The 20,037-nt window shown below is 61.4% G+C and carries 24 protein-coding genes; 9 read left to right on the top strand and 15 right to left on the bottom strand.

Features of this window, described 5'->3' with window-relative positions:
• The first annotated feature begins 11 nt into the window (after positions 1 to 11).
• Positions 12 to 1,895, top strand: coding sequence for a TonB-dependent receptor domain-containing protein (locus KGB14_RS08570; protein WP_223485629.1), 1,884 nt, complete (start codon positions 12 to 14; stop codon positions 1,893 to 1,895).
• A gap of 132 nt (positions 1,896 to 2,027) precedes the next feature.
• Here KGB14_RS08570 and KGB14_RS08565 read toward each other — a convergent pair whose 3' ends face one another.
• From KGB14_RS08565 to nrdR, 12 genes are all read right to left on the bottom strand, one after another.
• Positions 2,028 to 2,828: a cobalamin-binding protein gene (locus KGB14_RS08565; protein ID WP_223485627.1), complete on the bottom strand. Its 801-nt coding sequence runs from the start codon at positions 2,826 to 2,828 to the stop codon at positions 2,028 to 2,030.
• A complete protein-coding gene (locus tag KGB14_RS08560) occupies positions 2,828 to 3,247 on the bottom strand; it encodes an MFS transporter (protein WP_223485625.1) in 420 nt (139 codons plus the stop codon). The genes KGB14_RS08565 and KGB14_RS08560 overlap by 1 nt, the downstream gene beginning before the upstream one ends.
• The gene (ribA, locus tag KGB14_RS08555; RefSeq protein WP_223485623.1) at positions 3,244 to 3,861 is read right to left on the bottom strand and encodes a GTP cyclohydrolase II; all 618 of its coding nucleotides are present in this window, start codon (positions 3,859 to 3,861) and stop codon (positions 3,244 to 3,246) included. Before ribA ends, KGB14_RS08560 begins: the two co-directional genes overlap by 4 nt.
• Before the next feature lie 251 nt (positions 3,862 to 4,112).
• Entirely contained in the window at positions 4,113 to 4,847 is a 735-nt protein-coding gene (locus tag KGB14_RS08550; protein ID WP_223485621.1) for a substrate-binding periplasmic protein, read from the bottom strand.
• Positions 4,848 to 4,870: 23 nt separating this feature from the next.
• Positions 4,871 to 5,374 (bottom strand): phosphatidylglycerophosphatase A, encoded by a 504-nt coding sequence (locus tag KGB14_RS08545; protein ID WP_223485619.1) that lies wholly within the window; start codon positions 5,372 to 5,374, stop codon positions 4,871 to 4,873.
• The gene (gene thiL / locus KGB14_RS08540; RefSeq protein ID WP_223485617.1) at positions 5,371 to 6,336 is read right to left on the bottom strand and encodes a thiamine-phosphate kinase; all 966 of its coding nucleotides are present in this window, start codon (positions 6,334 to 6,336) and stop codon (positions 5,371 to 5,373) included. Before thiL ends, KGB14_RS08545 begins: the two co-directional genes overlap by 4 nt.
• A 179-nt stretch (positions 6,337 to 6,515) precedes the next feature.
• Entirely contained in the window at positions 6,516 to 7,016 is a 501-nt protein-coding gene (gene nusB / locus KGB14_RS08535) for a transcription antitermination factor NusB (protein WP_038981348.1), read from the bottom strand.
• The gene (ribE, locus tag KGB14_RS08530) at positions 7,013 to 7,489 is read right to left on the bottom strand and encodes a 6,7-dimethyl-8-ribityllumazine synthase (RefSeq protein WP_003185938.1); all 477 of its coding nucleotides are present in this window, start codon (positions 7,487 to 7,489) and stop codon (positions 7,013 to 7,015) included. The genes nusB and ribE overlap by 4 nt, the downstream gene beginning before the upstream one ends.
• A gap of 91 nt (positions 7,490 to 7,580) precedes the next feature.
• Positions 7,581 to 8,672, bottom strand: a complete 1,092-nt coding sequence (gene ribBA, locus KGB14_RS08525) for a bifunctional 3,4-dihydroxy-2-butanone-4-phosphate synthase/GTP cyclohydrolase II (RefSeq protein WP_223485615.1) — start codon at positions 8,670 to 8,672, stop codon at positions 7,581 to 7,583.
• Between the two features lie 16 nt (positions 8,673 to 8,688).
• On the bottom strand, positions 8,689 to 9,366 hold the full coding sequence (locus KGB14_RS08520; RefSeq protein ID WP_223485613.1) for a riboflavin synthase: 678 nt from the start codon (positions 9,364 to 9,366) through the stop codon (positions 8,689 to 8,691).
• A 47-nt stretch (positions 9,367 to 9,413) separates the two neighbouring features.
• Complete coding sequence (ribD, locus tag KGB14_RS08515; RefSeq protein WP_223485610.1) at positions 9,414 to 10,547, bottom strand: bifunctional diaminohydroxyphosphoribosylaminopyrimidine deaminase/5-amino-6-(5-phosphoribosylamino)uracil reductase RibD; 1,134 nt, start codon at positions 10,545 to 10,547, stop codon at positions 9,414 to 9,416.
• Complete coding sequence (gene nrdR, locus KGB14_RS08510) at positions 10,544 to 11,008, bottom strand: transcriptional regulator NrdR (RefSeq protein ID WP_003228656.1); 465 nt, start codon at positions 11,006 to 11,008, stop codon at positions 10,544 to 10,546. Before nrdR ends, ribD begins: the two co-directional genes overlap by 4 nt.
• A 128-nt stretch (positions 11,009 to 11,136) precedes the next feature.
• On the opposite strand from nrdR, the gene KGB14_RS08505 reads away from it, so the two are divergent.
• From KGB14_RS08505 to trxA, 3 genes are all read left to right on the top strand, one after another.
• Positions 11,137 to 11,601, top strand: coding sequence for a hypothetical protein (locus KGB14_RS08505; protein WP_223485608.1), 465 nt, complete (start codon positions 11,137 to 11,139; stop codon positions 11,599 to 11,601).
• On the top strand, positions 11,598 to 12,254 hold the full coding sequence (locus KGB14_RS08500) for a class I SAM-dependent methyltransferase (protein ID WP_223485605.1): 657 nt from the start codon (positions 11,598 to 11,600) through the stop codon (positions 12,252 to 12,254). The genes KGB14_RS08505 and KGB14_RS08500 overlap by 4 nt, the downstream gene beginning before the upstream one ends.
• Before the next feature lie 187 nt (positions 12,255 to 12,441).
• Entirely contained in the window at positions 12,442 to 13,314 is an 873-nt protein-coding gene (gene trxA / locus KGB14_RS08495; protein WP_223485603.1) for a thioredoxin, read from the top strand.
• 119 nt (positions 13,315 to 13,433) lie between these two features.
• On the opposite strand, the gene KGB14_RS08490 is transcribed toward trxA, so the two are convergent.
• Entirely contained in the window at positions 13,434 to 13,778 is a 345-nt protein-coding gene (locus tag KGB14_RS08490) for a hypothetical protein (protein ID WP_223485600.1), read from the bottom strand.
• Between the two features lie 135 nt (positions 13,779 to 13,913).
• Between KGB14_RS08490 and KGB14_RS08485 the strand changes: the two genes are divergently transcribed.
• The 5 genes from KGB14_RS08485 (at position 13,914) to KGB14_RS08465 (ending at position 18,107) form a co-directional block, all read left to right on the top strand.
• A complete protein-coding gene (locus KGB14_RS08485) occupies positions 13,914 to 14,516 on the top strand; it encodes a DUF2796 domain-containing protein (protein ID WP_223485598.1) in 603 nt (200 codons plus the stop codon).
• A gap of 152 nt (positions 14,517 to 14,668) precedes the next feature.
• Positions 14,669 to 15,379 carry an ABC transporter ATP-binding protein gene (locus tag KGB14_RS08480; protein ID WP_223485595.1) on the top strand — a complete coding sequence of 237 codons (711 nt, stop codon included), beginning with the start codon at positions 14,669 to 14,671 and terminating at the stop codon, positions 15,377 to 15,379.
• Between the two features lies 1 nt (position 15,380).
• The gene (locus tag KGB14_RS08475) at positions 15,381 to 16,646 is read left to right on the top strand and encodes an ABC transporter permease (protein WP_223485592.1); all 1,266 of its coding nucleotides are present in this window, start codon (positions 15,381 to 15,383) and stop codon (positions 16,644 to 16,646) included.
• An 11-nt stretch (positions 16,647 to 16,657) separates the two neighbouring features.
• Entirely contained in the window at positions 16,658 to 17,176 is a 519-nt protein-coding gene (locus tag KGB14_RS08470) for a DUF3299 domain-containing protein (protein WP_223485590.1), read from the top strand.
• A gap of 232 nt (positions 17,177 to 17,408) precedes the next feature.
• A complete protein-coding gene (locus KGB14_RS08465; protein WP_223485587.1) occupies positions 17,409 to 18,107 on the top strand; it encodes an OmpW/AlkL family protein in 699 nt (232 codons plus the stop codon).
• 113 nt (positions 18,108 to 18,220) lie between these two features.
• Here the strand turns inward: KGB14_RS08465 and KGB14_RS08460 are convergent, their stop codons facing one another.
• Both KGB14_RS08460 and KGB14_RS08455 read right to left on the bottom strand, forming a co-directional pair.
• On the bottom strand, positions 18,221 to 19,150 hold the full coding sequence (locus KGB14_RS08460; RefSeq protein WP_223485585.1) for an NAD-dependent epimerase/dehydratase family protein: 930 nt from the start codon (positions 19,148 to 19,150) through the stop codon (positions 18,221 to 18,223).
• Complete coding sequence (locus KGB14_RS08455) at positions 19,143 to 20,027, bottom strand: sugar nucleotide-binding protein (protein ID WP_223485583.1); 885 nt, start codon at positions 20,025 to 20,027, stop codon at positions 19,143 to 19,145. Before KGB14_RS08455 ends, KGB14_RS08460 begins: the two co-directional genes overlap by 8 nt.
• Positions 20,028 to 20,037 lie beyond the last annotated feature (10 nt).

The following is a 20,037-nucleotide window of genomic DNA, read 5'->3' as shown; positions in this document are numbered from 1 at the left end:
TCGGATCCCCCATGAAACTCTCCCCTTTTGCCCTGACGCTGACGCTGCTGCCGGCTGGCCAGGTTCTGGCCGACACCTTCGAACGTGACCAGGCCCTGAAACTGCCCGACGTGCTGATCAGCGCCAACCGTCAGGTCGAAGCGCGCAACGACAGCAGTGCCGCCAACACCGTATTCACCCGCGAAGACATCGATCGCCTGCAACCCGACAGCGTCACTGACTTGCTGCGCCGGGTACCGGGCGTACAGGTCGGGCAAACAGGCGGACGCGGCAGTCTGCCGGGGGTCTACATTCGTGGCACCAAGTCGGCGCAAAGCCTGGTGCTGGTCGACGGTCAGCGCATCGGCAACTCGACCTCCGGCGACAGCAACCTGCAACACATCAATATCGATCAGGTCGAGCGCGTGGAAGTACTACGCGGCTCCCGTTCGGTGATCTACGGCAGCGATGCGATTGGCGGGGTGATCCAGATCTTCACCCGCCGTGGCGGCGAACAAGGCCTGCAACCACGCATGCATGTGGGGATGGGCAGTAATCAGACCTGGGAGCGCAGCCTCGGATTGTCCGGCGGCGACGCGCAGACCCGCTTCAACCTCGGCGCCAGCCTCGATGAAACCGCGGGCATCAATCGCACCCGGCAGTCCTGGCCCAGCGATGGCGATCACGACGAATACCGCAACAAATCGGTCAGCCTGAGCCTGAGTCACGCGCTCACCGACGACATCGAAATCGGTGCCAACCTGCTGGATAACCAGGGCAAAAGCGCATTCGACAACCCGTTCGGCCGCTTCGACATGAACACCTTCGAATCGCTCCAGCAGCAGCCGTATAGCGAGTTCGCCGTGAGCAGCGTCAGCAGTTACGTCGACGCGCGGATCAATGACCGGTGGCAAACCCGTATCGAGCTCGGTCACAGCGAAAACCGCGAGAAGACGCTCGACAAGCTCAGCGATGAGCGCAGCGTGTTCAACACCTATCGCGATTCGGTGAACTGGCAGAATGACCTGACCCTGGATGACCGCAACAGCCTGATCCTGGGCGGCGACGGGTACGAAGACCGGATCAACAGCAGCACGGCGTTCGACGAAGACAGCCGCTGGAACCGCGCAGCGTTTATCCAGCATCGCTATCAGGCCGACAGTTTCTCCACCGAACTGGGCCTGCGCCACGATCAGAACCAGCAATTCGGCAGCCAGAACAGCTGGAGCGGCACCTTCACCCTGCCGCTGAACCCCGACAACGATGTGCTGTTGACCTACAGCGAAGGCTTTCGCGCACCGACCTTCAACGACCTCTACTACCCGGACTTCAGTAACCCGGACCTGAAACCCGAGACTTCAAAAAGTTATGAGCTGCAATGGCGCAGTCAGCTGACGCAGAGCAGTCGCCTGGAGGCCTCGCTGTACCGCACCGATCTGGAAGACGCGATTATTTTCGGCAGCAACAACCGCCCGGCGAACGTTGCTTCGGCGCGCATCAACGGCTTTGAAGCGGCCTTGAAACAAGAGCTGTTCGGCTGGCAGAGCAACCTCGGCCTGGCGCTCATCGACCCACGGGATCGCGACAGCGGCCATACCCTGGCCCGCCGTGCACGGCGGACCTTGAGCCTGGACCTCGATCGGCAGCTCGATCGACTGGGCCTCGGCGCCAGTTGGCAAGCGGTGAGCAGCAGTTATGACGACGAGAACAACCGGCAGCCATTGGGCGGATATGCGCTGCTGGGGTTGCGCAGCAGTTGGGCGCTGAATCGCGAAATCAAGCTGGAGTTGAAGGTCGATAACCTGCTGGACAAGGGCTACAGCCGGGCGTTGTACAGCCATGACGGCAGTCAGTACGGGTATCGCGAGGAAGGCCGGGCGTGGATGTTCGGGGTAACCTGGACGCCGGAGCTCTAATTCAGAGTTTGCGGTGTCTGGACTGGCCCCATCGCGAGCAGGCTCGCTCCCACATTGATCTCCCGCATTGATCTATGTCTGAACGCGGTCCAGTGTGGGAGCGAGCCTGCTCGCGATGGCCGCACCTCGGTCTCAGAGATCGGGCGCGATCAACTGGCACAACTTGGCCGTCGCTTCGATCATCTGCCCGCTCGGCCGCTCCAGGCCTTTATCGGTCACCAACAGCAATTGCCCCTGCGCCACCGCCGTCACCTGGGCCCAGGTCTTCCACGCATCGAGCTGCGCCTGATCACTGGCCAGAATCACCTCGGGATTGCGCTGCAACACCGCCTCCACACTGACCTGCGGAGCAGGCTGCGTCAGGTCGGCAAATACATTGCGCGCTCCACACACCTGCAGCGCATCACTGATGATCTGTCCGCCGCCCACGGTGTACAGCGGCCGGTCCCAGACTTGATAGAACACCCGTAACGGCTCATCCCTTCGATAGCGCTGGCGCAGGGAACCCAGTCGCTGACGCAGATTTTCGGCCAATGAAACACCACGCTCCGGTCTTCCGAGTTGCGCAGCGATCACTTCAATCTGGGCGGCAAGTTGTTCGAGGTTGTGGGGTTCGGCGACATAGGTGGGAATGTTCAGCCCTTTGAGCTGTTCACGCTGAGCGGGCCCCATACTGCCCGGCCAAAGCAGCAACAGGTCGGGTTTGAGGCTGAGCAGCCGTTCCATATCCAACTGGCCGTAGCTGCCCACGGAAGGAATGCCTTTGAGCTCGGCGGGACGTTCACCGGCATCCAGCACACCGACCAGCAGGTCAGCCGAGTTCAGCTCAACAACGATTTCGGAAAGCGATGGCGCCAGGCTGACAACCCGCTCGACCGCAGCCACCGGGCCGTTGACGGCCAGCAGCAACACCGCCAGCCAGATGCTGCGCATCAGCCGAGTTGACGCGGGATACGGTAGAGGTAGAACAGTACTGTGGTCGACAGCGCCAGCAGCACCAATGGGACGGCTTCAAGACCGACGAATACCGCCAGCGCACCGATCCAGGCGGGCAGGCCGGCGACCAGAAACGCGGCGCGGCGTTTCGCGGCCAAGGCGATCCAGGCGGCGGGTTCTTCAGGGGTGTCGAGGGCTTTTTGGGTGGCGATCAGCGCGTGCTTGTAACCGCCAAAGAACTTCAGGCTGACAAACATCGAAGCCACACCCGCGATGAACAATGGCATGGCCAACACCGGCAGAATCGCCTCAGTCTGGCCGAATACGCCGTTGATCACGAACAGCGGCAGCAAGGCCAGCGCCAGATACTGCCACCAGTTGACGGACAGTCGCCGCCGTACCTGACCGCGAGTCACGCCCGGTCAACCTCGCCCTGATGCTCATTGCCCATCATGTGGTCGAGCTTGCTGGCCTTGGTGGCCAGGTAGAGTTTGTTATGCGGGTTGTGCCCGGTGTGTAACGGCACGCGCTCGGCGACCACGATACCCATGTCGGTCAAGGCTTTGACCTTGCGTGGATTGTTGGTCATCAGGCGCAGGGATTTGACGCCCAGATGTTCCAGCATCGGCAGGCACATGGCGTAGTCGCGCTGGTCGGCGGCGAAGCCCAGACGTTCGTTGGCTTCAACGGTGTCGGCACCGCCATCCTGCAATTCATAGGCGCGGATCTTGTTCAGCAGGCCAATGCCGCGACCTTCCTGACGCAGGTAGAGCAACACACCACGGCCTTCACGGGCGATCGCCTGCAACGCCGCCTCGAGTTGCGAACCGCAATCGCAACGCTGGCTGAACAAGGCATCACCCGTCAGGCATTCGGAATGCAAACGGCCGAGTACCGGAGCACCGTCGGTAAAATCACCCAGGCTCAGTACAACGTGCTCGCGCCCATTCTCTTCATCGAGAAAGCCGTGCATGGTGAATTGCGCAAAAGGCGTTGGCAGCTTGGAAGCGGCGACGAAAACGACAGGCACCGGTGTGCTCCTGATCTATAAATACTGAAGATTCGCAGAGGCGGCATTGTAACAGCACGTTCCTGCAGACGCTTAGGCTGAATTATCGGCCATAACGATCCAAAAGTTTGATATCAATCCCGTACCTTCCCTGTGGGAGCGAGCCTGCTCGCGATGGCTGATTGTCAGTTACACCTGTGTTAGCTGACAGTCCGCCATCGCGAGCAGGCTCGCTCCCACAGGGAAGTGCTCGCCAACCGCATGATCGGTGCTCAGTTCGAGTGAAACGGATAAGGTTGCTTCCAGCGTTCGAAGATCGGTTTCAGCAGGCCGCTTTTTACCAGCGACTCCATGCGCCGGTCGAACAGCGCCATCAGCGTGCGGGCATTCGGTGTATCAGCGAAGCACAGGTAAAGCGGCAATTCCGCAATATGCGTGCGGCGAAACTGCGACGGGTCCTTGGCTCGGCTAACGACGTAATCGACTTCGGTCAGCGCATCGATGTAGTAATCAGCGCGGTTGTGGGTCAGCATCGGCAGAATCCCGGTACGCCGCACGACTTCGTTATAGCGCTGCACGTTGGGCAGGTAAGCCTGATATTTGTAACCGCGTACCCACGCCAATCGGTAGCTGCCCAAGGTATCCAGGGTCGGTGCCGGATTGCTGGCCAGGCCCAATGCGTAGATCTGATCGGTATCGAAATTCCAGCGCGGATAAAGCAGATCGCTCGCCTCTTCCCGATAAGAACCGACACAAGCGTCCACTTCGCCACGCTGTGCCAGGCCCCTGGCGCGCGTATAAGGTTCGGTTCGAATATCCAGCTTGACGCCCGCCGGCTCGAACACTTTGCGCAACACGTCCCAGCCCAGGCCTTGACCATCGGCGGCGGTATAGTCTTCCCAGGCTTCGCTGGCCAGATGAATCACGGACGGCGTCGGTGCATCCTCCGCCCGGGCGAGCGAGCAAAACACCGCAAAAACCATCAGCAGCCATCCGCTTCGCGCCATCCCCGGTTTTCTCACATGACGCCTCAGACGAAAAACCACACCAGCCCTTGCATCGCCAACCAGGCAAACACCCCTGCCAGCACGTCGTCGAGCATGATCCCGACACCACCGTGCACATGTTGGTCGATCCAGCGAATTGGCCAGGGCTTGAGGATGTCGAAGAAGCGGAACATCAGGAACCCCGCCAGCAACCAATACCAACCTTCCGGCACCAGCCACAGGGTGATCCACATCCCGACCATTTCGTCCCAGACGATGCCTTCATGGTCGTGCACGCGCAAATCGTCGGCGACCTTGCCGCACAGCCAGAAGCCGAACAGCATGGTGATGCCGAGCATCAACCAGTAGCCCCAGTCGGGCAGCATCTGCCACAACGGAATGAAGGGTAACGCCACTAACGAACCCCAGGTGCCCGGTGCTTTTGGCAGGGTACCCGAGCCGAAGCCGAACGCCAGGAAATGCCACGGATTGCGCCAGACCGAAGGCGGTACAAACTCCCCCGGGACCTGTTTGGGATGATCTGTCACGGTGTCTCCCGAAAATGTTGATAACCCCGGATGGGTGGGGTGATGTCGTGTCCGTCGACGTCCAGCAGTGTCACGCCCTGCCCTGCAACAACCTGCCCGAGCACATGGATCGGCCAGCCGTCCGCCAGCAACGATGGCAATTCGGCGGGCGGCAGGGTGAAGGCCAGTACGTAATCATCGCCACCGCTCAGGGCGGCTTGTTCCGCGCCGGACTGACCGAGGAAGGCCAATAACGCCTTTGACAGAGGCAGCTTGTTCCGCTCAACCTGAACCCCGACTTTCGATGCCAGGGCAATGTGCCCGCAGTCGGCGAGCAGGCCGTCGGAAATATCCAGCGCCGCAGTGGCTCTGCCGCGCAACGCCATGCCCAGACCCAGCTGCGGTTGCGGCGACCAGTAATGAGCCAGCAACGGATCGGCGACGGCGGCTTCGGCCGTCCGCTGGCCGAGCACCAGCGGCAATGCGCCCGCGCCGTTACCCAGCTCCCCCCCCACACACAGCAAATCGCCTGGATGAGCGCCACTGCGGGTCAGGGCCAAACCGGTCGGCACCCGGCCGAACACGGTCATGGTCAGGCTCAGCGGTCCGCGGGTGGTATCGCCCCCCACCAGCGCCACACCGCAATGTTGCGCCATGCGGTTCAAACCGCGGGCGAAGGCTTCCAGCCAATCGGCGGTCCCCGCAGGCAGGGTCAGGGCAAGGGTAAAGGCAATGGGCGTGGCGCCCATGGCAGCCAGGTCACTGACAGCTACGGCCAGCGAGCGCTGGCCGAGCAGAAACGGGTCGCAAGGGTCTGCGAAATGTACACCGGCCACGAGCGTGTCGGTGGAAATCGCCAACTGCTCCCCAGGGGGAACAGCCAGCAAGGCGCAGTCATCACCAATCCCCAGTGCAACGCCTTCGCCGCCTTGCGCACAAGGCGCGGCGGCAAAGAAATTGCGGATCAGCTCAAACTCGCCCATGGCTTGGTATCCTGTCTCACCAATATTGTTTTTTTTGTTTGGCAGCGTCTGTTGTCGCCATGCTGCGTTGCCGCCCCTCGCCATAGCGGGCTATGACTTGTCGCGGCACCTTGTCTGGCAACAACAGTCACTCGCCAAAAAAGGAACGTATCGGCGAGACAGGACAGTACAAGCGCAATTCAGCGCTTGAACGCCTTCACTTCAGCTTCACGCAGACGCGGGGCCAGCTTGTCGAGCACACCGTTGACGAACTTGTGGCCGTCGGTGGAACCGAAGACCTTGGCCAGTTCGATACCTTCGTTGATCACAACGCGGTACGGCACATCAACGCGCTCGAGCAGCTCCCAGGTAGACAGGCGCAGAACCGCCAGTTCAACCGGGTCCAGCTCTTCGATGGTGATGTCCAGGCAGGGCGCCAGTGCGGCGTCGATCCGGTCCTTCTGAGCCGGAACCCCATGCAGGATTTCACGGAAGTAGGCGCCATCAACATCACTGAAATCGTTATCGACCCGGAACTGCGCTTCGATCTCGTTCAGCGACTGCTTGGCCATGTGCCACTGGTACAGCGCCTGAGTCGCGAGCTGACGGGCTTCACGACGCTTGACGCTTTTCGATGGCTTGCCGGCATCCGCAGGCTTTGGATCGCGCGGGTTGAAACGATCGCTATCGTCGCTAATCACTTGGCCTCCAACTGCGCCAGCAGGCTGACCATTTCCAGGGCGGACAGGGCAGCTTCAGCACCTTTGTTGCCGGCCTTGGTGCCGGAACGTTCGATGGCTTGCTCGATGGAATCAACGGTCAGTACGCCGAAAGCGACCGGAACGCCGAACTCCATGGACACCTGGGCCAGGCCCTTGGTGCATTCGCCCGCCACGTATTCGAAGTGCGGAGTACCGCCACGAATGACCGCGCCCAGGGCGATGATTGCCGCGTATTCGCCCTTCTGAGCGACTTTCTGCGCAACCAGCGGGATTTCGAAGGCGCCAGGCGCACGGATGATGGTGATGTCGCTTTCGCTCACGCCATGGCGAACCAGGGCATCAACTGCACCGCTGACCAGGCTTTCAACGACGAAGCTGTTGAAACGGCCCACTACCAAAGCGTAGCGGCCTTTAGGGGCGATGAAGGTACCTTCGATGGTCTTCAGGGTCATTCGTTAGATCTCTTAAAGAGCCGGGACGCGTTTTCTACGCGTCCCTCAGTGATTTGTTAACCGCGAATACAGGCCCGCAAACTGCCGGTCATTATTCGGAGGGCACGTATTCTACAACTTCCAGATCGAAACCGGATATCGCATTAAATTTCATCGGCGCACTCATCAGGCGCATTTTGCGCACGCCCAGGTCCCGAAGGATCTGCGAACCGGCGCCGACGATGCTGTAGGTGGTCGGTTTTTTCACTGCGCTGTGATCGGCGGTTTCGCGGATATGCGCCAGGAGCACGTCGCCATCGAGCGGGTGACCGAGCAACAGCACCACGCCGCTGCCAGCCTCGGCAACCGCGGCCATGGCGGCGCGCAGGCTCCAGCGGCCCGGTTGCTTGACCATCAACAGGTCACGCAGCGGGTCCATGTTGTGCACTCGAACCAGCGTCGGTTCTTCAGCGCACACGGTGCCCAGGGTCAGCGCCATGTGCACGTCGCCTTCCACCGAATCACGATAGGTCACCAGGTTGAACTGGCCCAGTTCGCTGTCCAGCGGCTGCTCGGCAATCCGCTGAACGGTACGTTCGTGGATCATCCGGTAATGAATCAGGTCGGCGATGGTGCCGATCTTGATGTCGTGTTCGGCGGCAAACGCTTCAAGCTCGGCGCGACGGGACATGGTGCCGTCGTCGTTCATCACTTCGCAGATCACACCGCTCGGCTCGAAACCGGCCATGCGCGCCAGGTCGCAGGCGGCTTCGGTGTGGCCGGCGCGGGCCAGGGTGCCGCCGGCCTGGGCCATCAGCGGGAAGATGTGGCCGGGACTGACGATGTCTTCAGCCTTGGCGTCTTTGGCGGCAGCGGCTTGCACGGTGCGCGCACGGTCGGCCGCGGAGATACCGGTGGTCACGCCTTCGGCGGCTTCGATGGACACAGTGAACTTGGTGCCGAAGCCGGAACCGTTGCGTGGCGCCATCAACGGCAACTTGAGCAGTTCGCAACGCTCACGGCTCATCGGCATGCAGATCAGGCCACGGGCGTGCTTGGCCATGAAGTTGATGTGTTCAGGCTTGCAGCATTCGGCGGCCATGATCAGGTCGCCTTCATTCTCGCGATCTTCGTCATCCATGAGGATGACCATCTTGCCTTGGCGGATGTCTTCAACCAGTTCTTCGATGCTATTGAGCGCCACAAGGCACCCCCTTGGGTCAGGATTTGAGGTAGCCGTTGGCGGCCAGAAAGCTTTCAGTGATGTTGCCTGGCTTTTGCGAAGAGTCGCTTGACTCTGCGGCCTTATCGCCCAACAACAGGCGCTCCAGATAACGGGCTAGCAAGTCGACTTCCAGATTCACCCGGCGACCCGGCTGGTACGACGCCATGATGGTTTCGCTCAAGGTGTGCGGAATGATGGTCAGCAAGAACTCGGCGCCATCGACGGCGTTGACCGTCAGGCTGGTGCCGTCGACGGTGATCGAGCCTTTATGGGCGATGTACTTGGCCAGCTCTTTCGGGGCACGGATGCGGAATTCCACGGCCCGGGCGTTTTCGGTGCGGGCAACCACTTCGCCCACGCCATCGACGTGGCCGCTGACCAGATGCCCACCGAGGCGGGTGGTCGGGGTCAGGGCTTTTTCCAGATTCACCGGGCTGCCGCTTTTGAGGTCATTCATGGCGGTGCAGTCGAGGGTTTCGCGACTGACGTCCGCCGCAAAGCCATTGCCCGGCAGTTCAACCGCCGTCAGGCACACGCCGTTGACGGCAATGCTGTCGCCCAGTTTGACGTCGCTCAGGTCGAGCTTGCCGGTTTCTACGTAAACCCGCACATCTCCACCTTTTGGGGTCAATGCACGGATACTGCCGATGGATTCGATGATGCCGGTAAACATGGAGTCCTCCTCGAGAACAGGGCCAGCACTAGAGCAATGGCCGGGAATTATACGCTCGCCGATGGCACAGGGATGGCAGTGACTCGCCAGTCATCGCCAACCGCGCGGATTTCGGTGATTTTGAGCTCAGGCGCGTCTTTCATCTGCGCCAGTGGCCAGTCCAGCAGCGGCCTCGCCGAGGAACCGAGAAACTTGCCGGCGATGAAGATCTGGAACTCATCCACCAGCCCTTGCTGAGCAAATGCCCCGGCCAGACGTGGGCCAGCCTCGACCAGCACCTCGTTGACGCCACGGGCAGCGAGCTCAACCAACAACTTGCGCAGGTCGACCAGGCCATCGTCGCCGGCCACGATCAGGCATTCCGGGCCATTGGCGTATTGCTCTTCAATGGCCATGCACGTCGCGACCAGTGCCGGGCCGGCCTTGAAGAATGGCGCGTCCAGCGGCACTCGCAGGCGACCGTCAATCAGCACCCGCAGCGGTGGACGGCTCATGGCCAAGGCGGTTTGCTCAGGGTCCAGGCCCAATTCATCGGCGCGCACAGTCAAGCGTGCGTTGTCCGCCAGCACTGTGTCGGCCCCGGTCAGCACCACACTCGCTTGAGCGCGCAGCCGTTGTACCGCCGAACGCGCCGCCGGACCTGTGATCCACTGGCTCTCGCCGCTTTCCATCGCCGTGCGGCCGTCGAGGCTCATCGCCAGCTTGACCCGCACGAACGGCAAGCCATGCTCCATGCGTTTGAGGAAGCCTTCATTGAGCTTGCGCGCCTCGCCTTCCAGCACGCCGCTTTCAGTGGCGATACCGACCTCGGCCAGACGCTGCAGACCGCGACCGGCAACTTCCGGGTTCGGGTCCTGCATCGCCGCGACGACGCGCGCCACACCGGCATTCACCAGTGCATCGGCACAGGGCGGCGTACGGCCGTGGTGGCTGCACGGTTCAAGGGTCACGTAAGCCGTGGCGCCTCGCGCCTTGTCGCCAGCAGCGCGCAAGGCGTGGACTTCGGCATGAGGCTCGCCGGTACGCACATGCCAGCCTTCACCGACAATCTGCCCGTCACGCACAACCACGCAGCCAACCCGGGGGTTGGGGTGCGTCGTGTAATGACCTTTGCGCGCCAGTTCCAGAGCGCGGGCCATGTAATGCGCGTCGAGGACGGCTTGTTCGGGGGAGTGGGTCATTCTTTCACCGGCTCACGGGCCAGGCGATCGATTTCTTCGCGGAACTCGTTGAGGTCCTGGAAGCGTCGATACACCGAAGCGAAGCGGATATAGGCGACTTCGTCGAGCTTTTGCAGCTCGGCCATCACCAATTCACCGACCACGAGGGATTTGACCTCGCGTTCGCCGGTGGCGCGCAGTTTGTGTTTGATGTGCACCAGCGACGATTCGAGGCGCTCGACACTCACCGGGCGCTTCTCCAGCGCCCGCTGCATACCGGCGCGCAGTTTTTCTTCGTCGAACGGCTGGCGACTGCCGTCGGTTTTGATCAGGCGCGGCAACACCAGTTCAGCGGTTTCGAACGTCGTGAAACGTTCGCCGCAGGCCAGGCATTCACGCCGGCGGCGCACCTGTTCGCCCTCGGCGACCAGACGCGAGTCGATGACCTTGGTGTCGTTGGCACCGCAGAAGGGACAGTGCATGGTGGCAGGCAACAAAAAATGGGAGGGCCATGGTAGCGCATCCCCGTGGCAAGACAAGCCATAGGGTTTGCGGTATACAGACTGGCTATATAGTTTGATCCATGGATTTCACCTTGCTGGAGCCGCAAATGCCCCTAAGACCGCTCGTTCTGCTCAGTGTTTTCAGCCTGCTGGTGGCCTGCGGCAGCGATGCGCCCAAGCCCCAGCCGCCGACACCAGGCCCCGCGCCGCAACAGGCACAGAAGAAAGCCAAGGCGGCGGCCGAGCTCGGTCCACTGCCGGCTTATCAACGTGAACTGAGCGGAACCCTGCAAGGCGTACCGGCCGGCGCCGAAGTCGAACTCGCGTTGCTGGTCATCGATGAAAAGGGGCGCCCGCAACAATTGCTCGCCAGTTCCAGCCTGATCGGCACCGATCAAGTGTTGCCGTTTCGTCTGCGTTTCAATCCGGAATCCTTTCCGGTCGGCGCCCGCGTTGAACTGCGCGGCCGCGCCAGCCAGTCCGGGCAGTTGATTCTGCATCTGCCGGCGCAAACCATCACACAGCCAACGACCCAGGCCTTGGGGCAGCTGCAATTCGTCAAAGCGCCATGATTGCACCGCTCGACCTGCAACAGGCGTTAGGTGAACTGCTCGGGGACGCACAGCTTGTAGCCTGTGAGTTGCCAGACACCGAGCTTAAACTCTGGCTGATCGACGGCGACAACATGGACCGTGCCTTCAGCCCGGAAGAAACCCGGCGCATTCTCCACGAGCCGCCGTATTGGAGTTTCTGCTGGGCCAGCGGTCTGGCGGTCGCCCGCTATCTCGCCGAATTTCCTGAGTGGGTCAAAGGCAAACGGGTGCTCGATTTCGGCGCCGGTTCCGGCGTGGCGGGGATTGCGGCGGTGAAAGCCGGGGCGCTGGAAGTGGTGGCCTGTGACCTGGACCCGCTGGCAATTGCCGCGTGTCGGGCGAATGCCGAACTCAATGACGTACACCTCAGCTATTCGACGGACTTCTTTGCCGAGGCCGATCGATTCGATCTGATTCTGGTGGCCGATGTGTTGTACGACCGGGCGAATCTGCCGTTGCTCGACGAGTTTCTCAGCCGTGGCCGGGAAGCGTTGGTAGCGGATTCGCGAGTTCGCGATTTTCGCCATCCGTTGTATCAGCGCATCGAGATGCTGGAGGCAATGACCTTGCCGGATCTGGCCGAACCCGAAGAGTTTCGGCATGTGAGCCTTTACCATGCGCGGCGTGGCTAAAAGCTTCGCGGGCAAGCCTCGCTCCTACAAGGTTGGTGTCGATTTCGAAATCAATGCGAACCTGTAGGAGCGAGGCCTGCCCGCGAAGACGCCCCGTCAGGCAACACATCACTCAATGGCCACCCCGCTTTCAGCCCCCCCCGCCAAGCCTTATAGTGACCACATTCACGCTTTTACGAGATCCCCCATGAGCCAGGAAACGCCGTACATCTTCGACGCCACGACTGCCGATTTCGAGCAGTCTGTGATCGAGAACTCTTTTCACAAACCGGTACTGGTGGATTTCTGGGCCGAATGGTGTGCGCCGTGCAAGGCCTTGATGCCGATGCTGCAAACCATCGCCGAGAGCTATCAGGGCGAGTTGCTGCTGGCCAAAGTCAATTGCGACGTCGAACCGGACATCGTCTCGCGCTTCGGCATTCGCAGCCTGCCGACTGTGGTGCTGTTCAAGGACGGTCAACCGGTGGACGGTTTTGCCGGTGCACAGCCGGAATCCGCCGTGCGCGCGATGCTTGAGCCACACGTGCAAATGCCGCCGCCGGCGGCTGCCGATCCGTTTGAGCAAGCTCGGGCGTTGTTCGATGACAACCGTTTCGCCGATGCCGAAGCCATCCTCAAAGTGCTGCTGGGCGAAGACAACACCAATGCCAAAGCGCTGATTCTCTACGCCCGCTGCCTCACCGAGCGCGGCGAATTGGGTGAAGCGCAAGCCGTGCTCGACGCGGTCAAGACCGATGAGCACAAGGCCGCGCTGGCCGGCGCCAAGGCACAGATCCAGTTTCTCGGCCAGGCCAAGGACTTGCCGGATGCAGCCGACCTGAAAGCACGCTTGGCGAAAAATCCGCAGGACGATGAGGCGGTCTATCAATTGGCGATCCAGCAACTGGCCCGCCAGCAATACGACGCGGCGCTGGATGCCTTGCTGAAACTGTTCATCCGCAATCGCAGCTACAGCGAAGGCTTGCCACACAAAACCTTGCTGCAAGTGTTCGAACTGCTGGGCAACGATCATCCGCTGGTGACGACGTACCGCCGCAAGTTGTTTGCTGCGCTGTATTAAGCGGATCGGGCCATGTGAACCCGATCCCGTAGGAGCTGCCGCAGGCTGCGATCTTTTGATCTTCCGACCATTTCAGCGCCGGAAAAACAAGATCAAAAGATCGCAGCCTGCGGCAGCGCCTACGCTGGCTCGCGCCAGCTGTACAGCGGCGTATCCCCACCGCTCACCACTTTGACGTCCGCGCAGTGGCGCAAGCGCACCAGCAAGCGCTTGCCCGCCGCGGCGCTGCCGGTCAGCCCTTCCAGCTGCTCCAGCAGATCCGGCCCGCTCAATTGTCCGGCCTTGCGCAGCAGCTCTTGGGCGATCTGCCACAGCGCCTCGTCCTGATTCACCGGTTTGGCGGGCGCACTCGCCTCGGGCTTTGCTGCCTGCAACTGCGCACCGAGCTGCGCCCAGTCACCTTCATCCAGTTCCAGCGTCAAATCCACCGGCCAGTCGCCGATGCTTCCGCGTATTCGCAACATGAGTCTGCTCCTGCACATACCTGACTCGCATGCTCCCATGGGTCTTGCGCAACGCCAAGCGGACGGTCAAACTCTCGACACTTTCGTTATAAGATTACATAACAAATTTTTCATTTTACTTTTCGGAGACCCGCCATGCGCCGTCTGCTGTTCGCTTTGCCGTTTGCCTTGTTGCCGCTGACTGTCGCCCACGCGGCTGTCGAGCATGATCATGACCACGATGAACACGGCAGCCTCAGCGCCCACGAGCATGGTGTCGGTCGTTTGAACGCGGCGCTGGACGGCCAGACCCTGGAACTGGAACTGGAAAGCCCGGCGATGAACCTGGTGGGTTTCGAACACGCCGCCACCACCGACGCCGACAAGGCCAAGGTCGCCGCCGTCCGTGCCCAGCTGGAAAAACCGTTGATACTGTTCAACCTGCCAAAAGCGGCCGGTTGCGTGGTCGCGATTCAGGAACTGGAAAGCCCATTGTTCGGCGACAAGCCGGATGCCGACGACCATGACGAAGTTGATCAGGAAGCGGCCAAGGACGGTCACGAGCATCACCATGACCACAGCGAGATCCACGCCCATTACCAATTCAGCTGCTCGGCCCCCGGCGCGCTGAAGACCCTGGACCTGGCGAATATCTTCAACACGTTCCCGGCCACCCAGAAAATCCAGGTACAACTGATCAGCCCGAGCGGACAGCAAGGGGTTGAAGTGACGGCCAAGGCTGCCGCCCTGAAATTCTGAATCCAATACCACCCCCTGTAGGAGCGAGGCTTGCCCGCGAAGAGGCCATTAGATTCAACAGTGATGTCGACTGTCAGATCGCTTTCGCGGGCAAGCCTCGCTCCTACAGGGGTTGAGGTTGAGACAAGTAACCAAACCATGAAGTCGGCGCCATGACCCAAGCACTCATCGAACTGTCCGACCTGGGCTTCAGCTGGCCCGGTCACCCGCCGCTGCTGGACATCCCCGCGTTTCGCCTTATGCCGGGTGAAACCCTGTTCCTCAAAGGCCCCAGCGGCAGTGGCAAGACCACCCTCCTCGGCCTGCTCGGCGGTGTGCAAAAGCCAGATCGGGGCAGCATTCGCCTGCTTGGCCAGGAGCTGACCGAGCTTTCTGCCGGCGCGCGCGACCACTTCCGCGTCGATCACACGGGCTACATTTTCCAGCAGTTCAACTTGCTGCCGTTCCTCTCGGTGCGCGAGAACGTCGAGCTGCCCTGCCACTTCTCCAGACTGCGGGCCGAACGGGCGAAACAGCGCCACGGCAGCGTCGATCAGGCGGCAGCCACCCTGCTCGCCCACTTGGGTTTAACCGATCAAAACCTGCTCGGCCGCCGCGCCGATTCGCTGTCCATCGGCCAGCAGCAACGGGTCGCCGCCGCGCGCGCATTGATCGGTCAGCCGGAACTGGTGATCGCCGACGAACCGACCTCGGCGCTGGACTACGACGCCCGCGAGAACTTCATTCGCCTGCTGTTCGCCGAATGCCGCGAAGCCGGGTCGAGCCTGTTGTTTGTCAGCCATGACCAGAGCCTCGCGCCACTGTTCGATCGCCACCTGTCGCTGGCCGATCTCAATCGCGCCGCTACCCCGTCCGAGGTCTGAGATGTATCTGTTTCGTCTAGCCATGGCCAGTCTGGCTAACCGTCGCTTCACTGCGATCCTCACCGCGTTCGCCATCGCCCTGTCGGTCTGCCTGCTGCTGGCGGTGGAGCGGGTGCGCACCGAAGCCAAAGCCAGTTTCGCCAGCACCATCAGCGGCACCGACCTGATCGTCGGCGCGCGTTCAGGCTCGGTGAACCTGCTGTTGTATTCGGTGTTCCGCATCGGCAACGCCACCAACAACATCCGCTGGGACAGCTTCGAACATTTCGCCAACAACCCGAAAGTGAAGTGGGCGATCCCGATGTCCCTCGGCGATTCCCATCGCGGTTATCGGGTGATGGGCACCACCGAGGCGTACTTCGAGCACTATCAGTACGGCCATCAACAGCACCTCGAACTGGCCGACGGCCGCGCCTTCGCCAGCGATCCGTTCGAAGTGGTGCTCGGCGCCGAAGTGGCCGATGCGCTGCACTACAAACTCGGCGACAAACTGGTGCTGGCCCACGGCGTGGCGGCGATCAGCCTGGTCAAACACGACGACAAACCGTTCACCGTGGTCGGCATTCTCAAACGCACCGGCACCCCGGTGGACCGCACGCTGCACATCAGCCTCGGCGGCATGGAAGCCATCCACATCGATTGGCACAACGGCGTGCCGGCGCGCGGTAACGGTCGGGTCAGCGCCGATCAGGCGCGCAACATGGACCTGACGCCGCAAGCAATCACCGCCTTCATGCTCGGCCTCAACAACAAAATTTCGACGTTCGCGCTGCAACGCGAGATCAACGAATTCCGTGGCGAACCGCTGCTGGCGATCCTGCCGGGTGTGGCGTTGCAAGAGTTGTGGAGTTTGATGAGCACGGCGGAAAAAGCCTTGTTCGTCGTTTCGCTGTTCGTGGTGCTGACCGGGTTGATCGGCATGCTCACGGCAATTCTCACCAGCCTCAACGAACGGCGCCGCGAGATGGCGATTCTGCGTTCGGTGGGCGCGCGGCCGTGGCATATTGCGACCTTGCTGGTGCTGGAGGCATTTGCCCTGGCGCTGTCGGGAGTGATTGTCGGCGTGGCGCTGCTGTATGTGGGCATCGCCGTGGCGCAGGGTTACGTGCAGGCGAATTACGGCTTGTACCTGCCGCTGGCCTGGCCGAGCGAATATGAATGGACGCTGCTCGGTGGCATCTTGATCGCCGCGCTGCTGATGGGCAGCGTGCCGGCCTGGCGCGCTTATCGCCAATCCTTGGCCGATGGCTTGTCGATCCGACTATGAGGACGTTGAAAATGCCCCGCGCCCTGCTTGCGCTGTTGATGCTGGTCGCTCTGCCACTGTGGGCGGCCGAGCCGAAGGACCTGACCTGGTCGGAAATGATCCCGCCGGATGCGGCGCCAGAAGTGCCGAACATGACACCGCTGCATGACCTGTCGAAGATGAGCGACGCGTTGTCCGCAGAATCGGCCCCAGCGGCCAAGCAGGACATGCCGAACGCGCCCGTGGTGAAGAGTCTCGATGGCCAGAATATTCGTTTACCGGGGTACATCGTGCCGCTGGAAGTCAGTGAAGAAGGCCGCACCACGGAGTTTCTGCTGGTGCCATATTTCGGCGCCTGCATCCACGTACCACCGCCACCGTCGAACCAGATCGTGCATGTCAAAAGCGAAGTCGGCGTGAAGCTTGATGAGCTGTATCAGCCGTACTGGGTCGAAGGTGCGTTGCAGGTCAAGGCGTCCACCAGCGAGTTGGCGGATGCCGGGTATCAGATGGAGGCGGACAAGATTTATGTGTATGAGCTGCCGGAGTGAATCCGGTAATTCTGCGTGATCCGGTAGATAGCTATCGCGAGCAGGCTCGCTCCCACAGTGGTTTGTGTTGATGCACAGATCCAATGTGGGAGCGAGCCTGCTCGCGATGGGGCCATCAGAAGTTCCGCAAAAATCGGGGCCATCACTGTTTCATTGAGCTGAGTCAAAAGACCGTATCAGTTGGATCCCTACCATTGGACATCGAACATTTTTAACGTCCTCTGGAGCCCCCATGCACAAGTCATTGCTCAGCGCTTCGCTGTTCGCACTCGCACTCGCAGCCCCGCTCGCCCATGCTCACACCGCCGGTGACATCATCATTCGGGCCGGTGCGATCACCGTCAACCCGGAAGCCGACAGCTCCAGCGTCAAGGTCGATCAGGGCCCGCTGAAGGGCGCCGATCTGGGTGGCAAGGCCACCATGAGCAGCGACACGCAACTGGGTCTGAACTTCGCCTACATGATCACCAACAATCTGGGGATCGAACTGCTGGCGGCCTCGCCGTTCGAGCATGACGTAAAGCTCAAAGGCACCTCTCTGGGCGCCGCCAACGGCAAACTCGGCACCTTGAAACACCTGCCGCCAACCCTGAGCCTGGTCTACTACCCACTGGACCCAAGGTCCCCGTTCCAGCCGTACATCGGCGGCGGCATCAACTACACCTGGATCTACGACGAAAACCTCAGCAGCGAAGCCCGCGCCAACGGCTTCAGCAACTTCAAGGCGGAGAACTCCTGGGGTCTGGCCTGGCAGGTCGGTGCTGACTACATGTTGACCGACAACGTGATGATCAACGCCCAGGTCCGCTACATCGACATCAATACCCGCGCGACCGTGGAAAACGATGCCGTCGCGCCGGGCACTCGTGCCAGGGTCAACGTCGATGTGGACCCGTTCGTCTACATGGTCGGTCTGGGTTACAAGTTCTAGGAAATATTTGTCCGGCTTTTGTGGCGAGGGAGCTTGCTCCCTCGACACAGTTATTGCATCGGCCACAAAAAAGGCGCCTTCAAAAGGCGCCTTTTTCATGGTTGTGTAAAACGTCAGCGTCCCAGCAACCGCGCCAGCCCAACACTCATCGGTGTCTGCTCCGGGTAGGTAAACCGCTCCAGCAAACGCCGGTTGTTCGCCCGTGAATGGCGGATGTCACCGGAGCGCGCCGGGCCGTAGCTCACGGGCGGCAACTTGCCGACCACGGCTTCAAGGGCTTCAAGCATTTGCTTGAGCGTGGTGGCCTGATTCCAGCCGACATTCACCGCGCCGACCTCGACCTGCGGCTTCTCGATGGCTTGCACCAGCACGTCCACCAGGTCCTCGACATAGACAAAATCGCGAGTCTGCTCGCCATCGCCGAACACAGTGATCGGCAGGCCTTTCTGCGCGCGCTCGCTGAAAATGCTGATCACCCCGGAATACGGCGAGGATGGATCCTGGCGCGGGCCGAAGATGTTGAAGAAGCGGAAAATCACCGGCTCCAGACCATGCTGGCGGCGATAAAAATCGAAGTAATGCTCGCTCGCCAACTTGTCCACCGCGTATGGCGTCAACGGTGCCTTGGGCGTGTCTTCGTCGATCGACTCGCCTTCGCCATTGTTGCCGTAGACCGCTGCGCTGGACGCGTACAGCACTCGTTTGACGCCGGCCTGACGCATGGCCTCGCAAACATTCAGCGAGCCGATGAAATTGCTCTGGTGAGTCTTCACCGGATCGTCCACCGAGGCCTGCACCGAGGCCACCGCGGCCAGGTGCGCCACTGCGCTGCAACCGACCATCGCCTGCGCCACCAGTGCCGCATCGGCGACATCGCCCACGATCAGTTCGACGAGGGGATTGTCCAGCGGCAGGTTGCTGCGTTTACCGGTGGAAAGGTCATCGAGAATCCGCACCGAATGCCCTTGGGCAAGCAAGGCGTCGGTCAGGTGCGAGCCGATGAAACCGGCGCCGCCGGTGATTAAAACAGGGCCGTCAGCCATGGCGATAAAACCTATCCAGTAAGCCCGGGAGTGCCGCGCGCCAGGCGCGGGGCTTGATCCCGAAAGTGTGCAGAATTTTCTTGCAGGCCAGCACCGCGTGTTGCGGTTCTTCGGCGGCGTCGGGCCGCGCGGCGTGAGCCTGGGCAGTCGGCGCTTCGATGGCCAGCGGGTGCAGGGCGCGTGCTTCAGTGAGGATCGCCTGCCCCAGTGCCAGCGGCGTGGTCGCCTCATGTCCGGCGTAGTGGTAGGTGCCCCACAGTGGCGCCGCGCAATCGAGTTGCTTGAGCACCGAAATGATCACCCGGGCGGCATCGTCCACGGGCGTCGGATTACCGCGACGATCATCAGCCATCAGCAGTTCTTCAGCTTTTTCGGCGCGACTCAGGAATCGCCCAAGGGTGCCGTCGGGGCTGTCATCGAGCAGCCAGCCAAAACGCAGCAGCACGTGCTGCGGACAGGTGGCCCGTACGCTTTGCTCGATTCGCCACAAGGCCTGACCGCGCAGGCCCAGCGGTACCGGTTCGTCTTTTTCGCTGTAAGCGGTCGCCCGGGAGCCATCGAACACGCGATAACTCGACGGTTGCAGCAGCACAATGTTGTGATGCTGGCACAGCTCGGCCAGCCGTTCGATGGCGCGTTCCTGCCCGGCCAGACGCTGTTCGCTGACGGTTTCCGCCTGGAACCAGTCAAAGTAATAGGCGAGATTGATCAACGCATCCGGACGGGTATCGTCGAGCAGTTGCGTCAGGCTCGCGGCGTCCCAGCCGTCTTGCGGTGGGCGGGGGGCGAGGAAACCGATGTCTTCCTCCGCACCGAGGCGAATCAGCGCCTGCCCAAGGGCATTTCCGCCGCCCAGTAACATAAGGCGCATTCGCATAGAGTCAGCA

Origin of the sequence: Pseudomonas sp. A-RE-19, from assembly GCF_019956555.1 — a bacterium.
Taxonomy (GTDB): domain Bacteria; phylum Pseudomonadota; class Gammaproteobacteria; order Pseudomonadales; family Pseudomonadaceae; genus Aquipseudomonas.
Note: the sequence above shows the minus strand (reverse complement) of the source record. Positions and strands in the feature narration are given on the sequence as shown.

Coding starts and splice junctions, on each gene's coding strand:
- KGB14_RS08570 (WP_223485629.1), top strand. CDS start 12: ATGAAACTCTCCCCTTTTGCCCTGACGCTGACGCTGCTGCCGGCTGGC.
- KGB14_RS08565 (WP_223485627.1), bottom strand. CDS start 2,828: ATGCGCAGCATCTGGCTGGCGGTGTTGCTGCTGGCCGTCAACGGCCCG.
- KGB14_RS08550 (WP_223485621.1), bottom strand. CDS start 4,847: ATGGCGCGAAGCGGATGGCTGCTGATGGTTTTTGCGGTGTTTTGCTCG.
- thiL (WP_223485617.1), bottom strand. CDS start 6,336: ATGGGCGAGTTTGAGCTGATCCGCAATTTCTTTGCCGCCGCGCCTTGT.
- ribE (WP_003185938.1), bottom strand. CDS start 7,489: ATGACCCTGAAGACCATCGAAGGTACCTTCATCGCCCCTAAAGGCCGC.
- KGB14_RS08520 (WP_223485613.1), bottom strand. CDS start 9,366: ATGTTTACCGGCATCATCGAATCCATCGGCAGTATCCGTGCATTGACC.
- ribD (WP_223485610.1), bottom strand. CDS start 10,547: ATGACCCACTCCCCCGAACAAGCCGTCCTCGACGCGCATTACATGGCC.
- nrdR (WP_003228656.1), bottom strand. CDS start 11,008: ATGCACTGTCCCTTCTGCGGTGCCAACGACACCAAGGTCATCGACTCG.
- KGB14_RS08505 (WP_223485608.1), top strand. CDS start 11,137: ATGCCCCTAAGACCGCTCGTTCTGCTCAGTGTTTTCAGCCTGCTGGTG.
- KGB14_RS08500 (WP_223485605.1), top strand. CDS start 11,598: ATGATTGCACCGCTCGACCTGCAACAGGCGTTAGGTGAACTGCTCGGG.
- trxA (WP_223485603.1), top strand. CDS start 12,442: ATGAGCCAGGAAACGCCGTACATCTTCGACGCCACGACTGCCGATTTC.
- KGB14_RS08490 (WP_223485600.1), bottom strand. CDS start 13,778: ATGTTGCGAATACGCGGAAGCATCGGCGACTGGCCGGTGGATTTGACG.
- KGB14_RS08485 (WP_223485598.1), top strand. CDS start 13,914: ATGCGCCGTCTGCTGTTCGCTTTGCCGTTTGCCTTGTTGCCGCTGACT.
- KGB14_RS08480 (WP_223485595.1), top strand. CDS start 14,669: ATGACCCAAGCACTCATCGAACTGTCCGACCTGGGCTTCAGCTGGCCC.
- KGB14_RS08475 (WP_223485592.1), top strand. CDS start 15,381: ATGTATCTGTTTCGTCTAGCCATGGCCAGTCTGGCTAACCGTCGCTTC.
- KGB14_RS08470 (WP_223485590.1), top strand. CDS start 16,658: ATGCCCCGCGCCCTGCTTGCGCTGTTGATGCTGGTCGCTCTGCCACTG.
- KGB14_RS08465 (WP_223485587.1), top strand. CDS start 17,409: ATGCACAAGTCATTGCTCAGCGCTTCGCTGTTCGCACTCGCACTCGCA.
- KGB14_RS08460 (WP_223485585.1), bottom strand. CDS start 19,150: ATGGCTGACGGCCCTGTTTTAATCACCGGCGGCGCCGGTTTCATCGGC.
- KGB14_RS08455 (WP_223485583.1), bottom strand. CDS start 20,027: ATGCGAATGCGCCTTATGTTACTGGGCGGCGGAAATGCCCTTGGGCAG.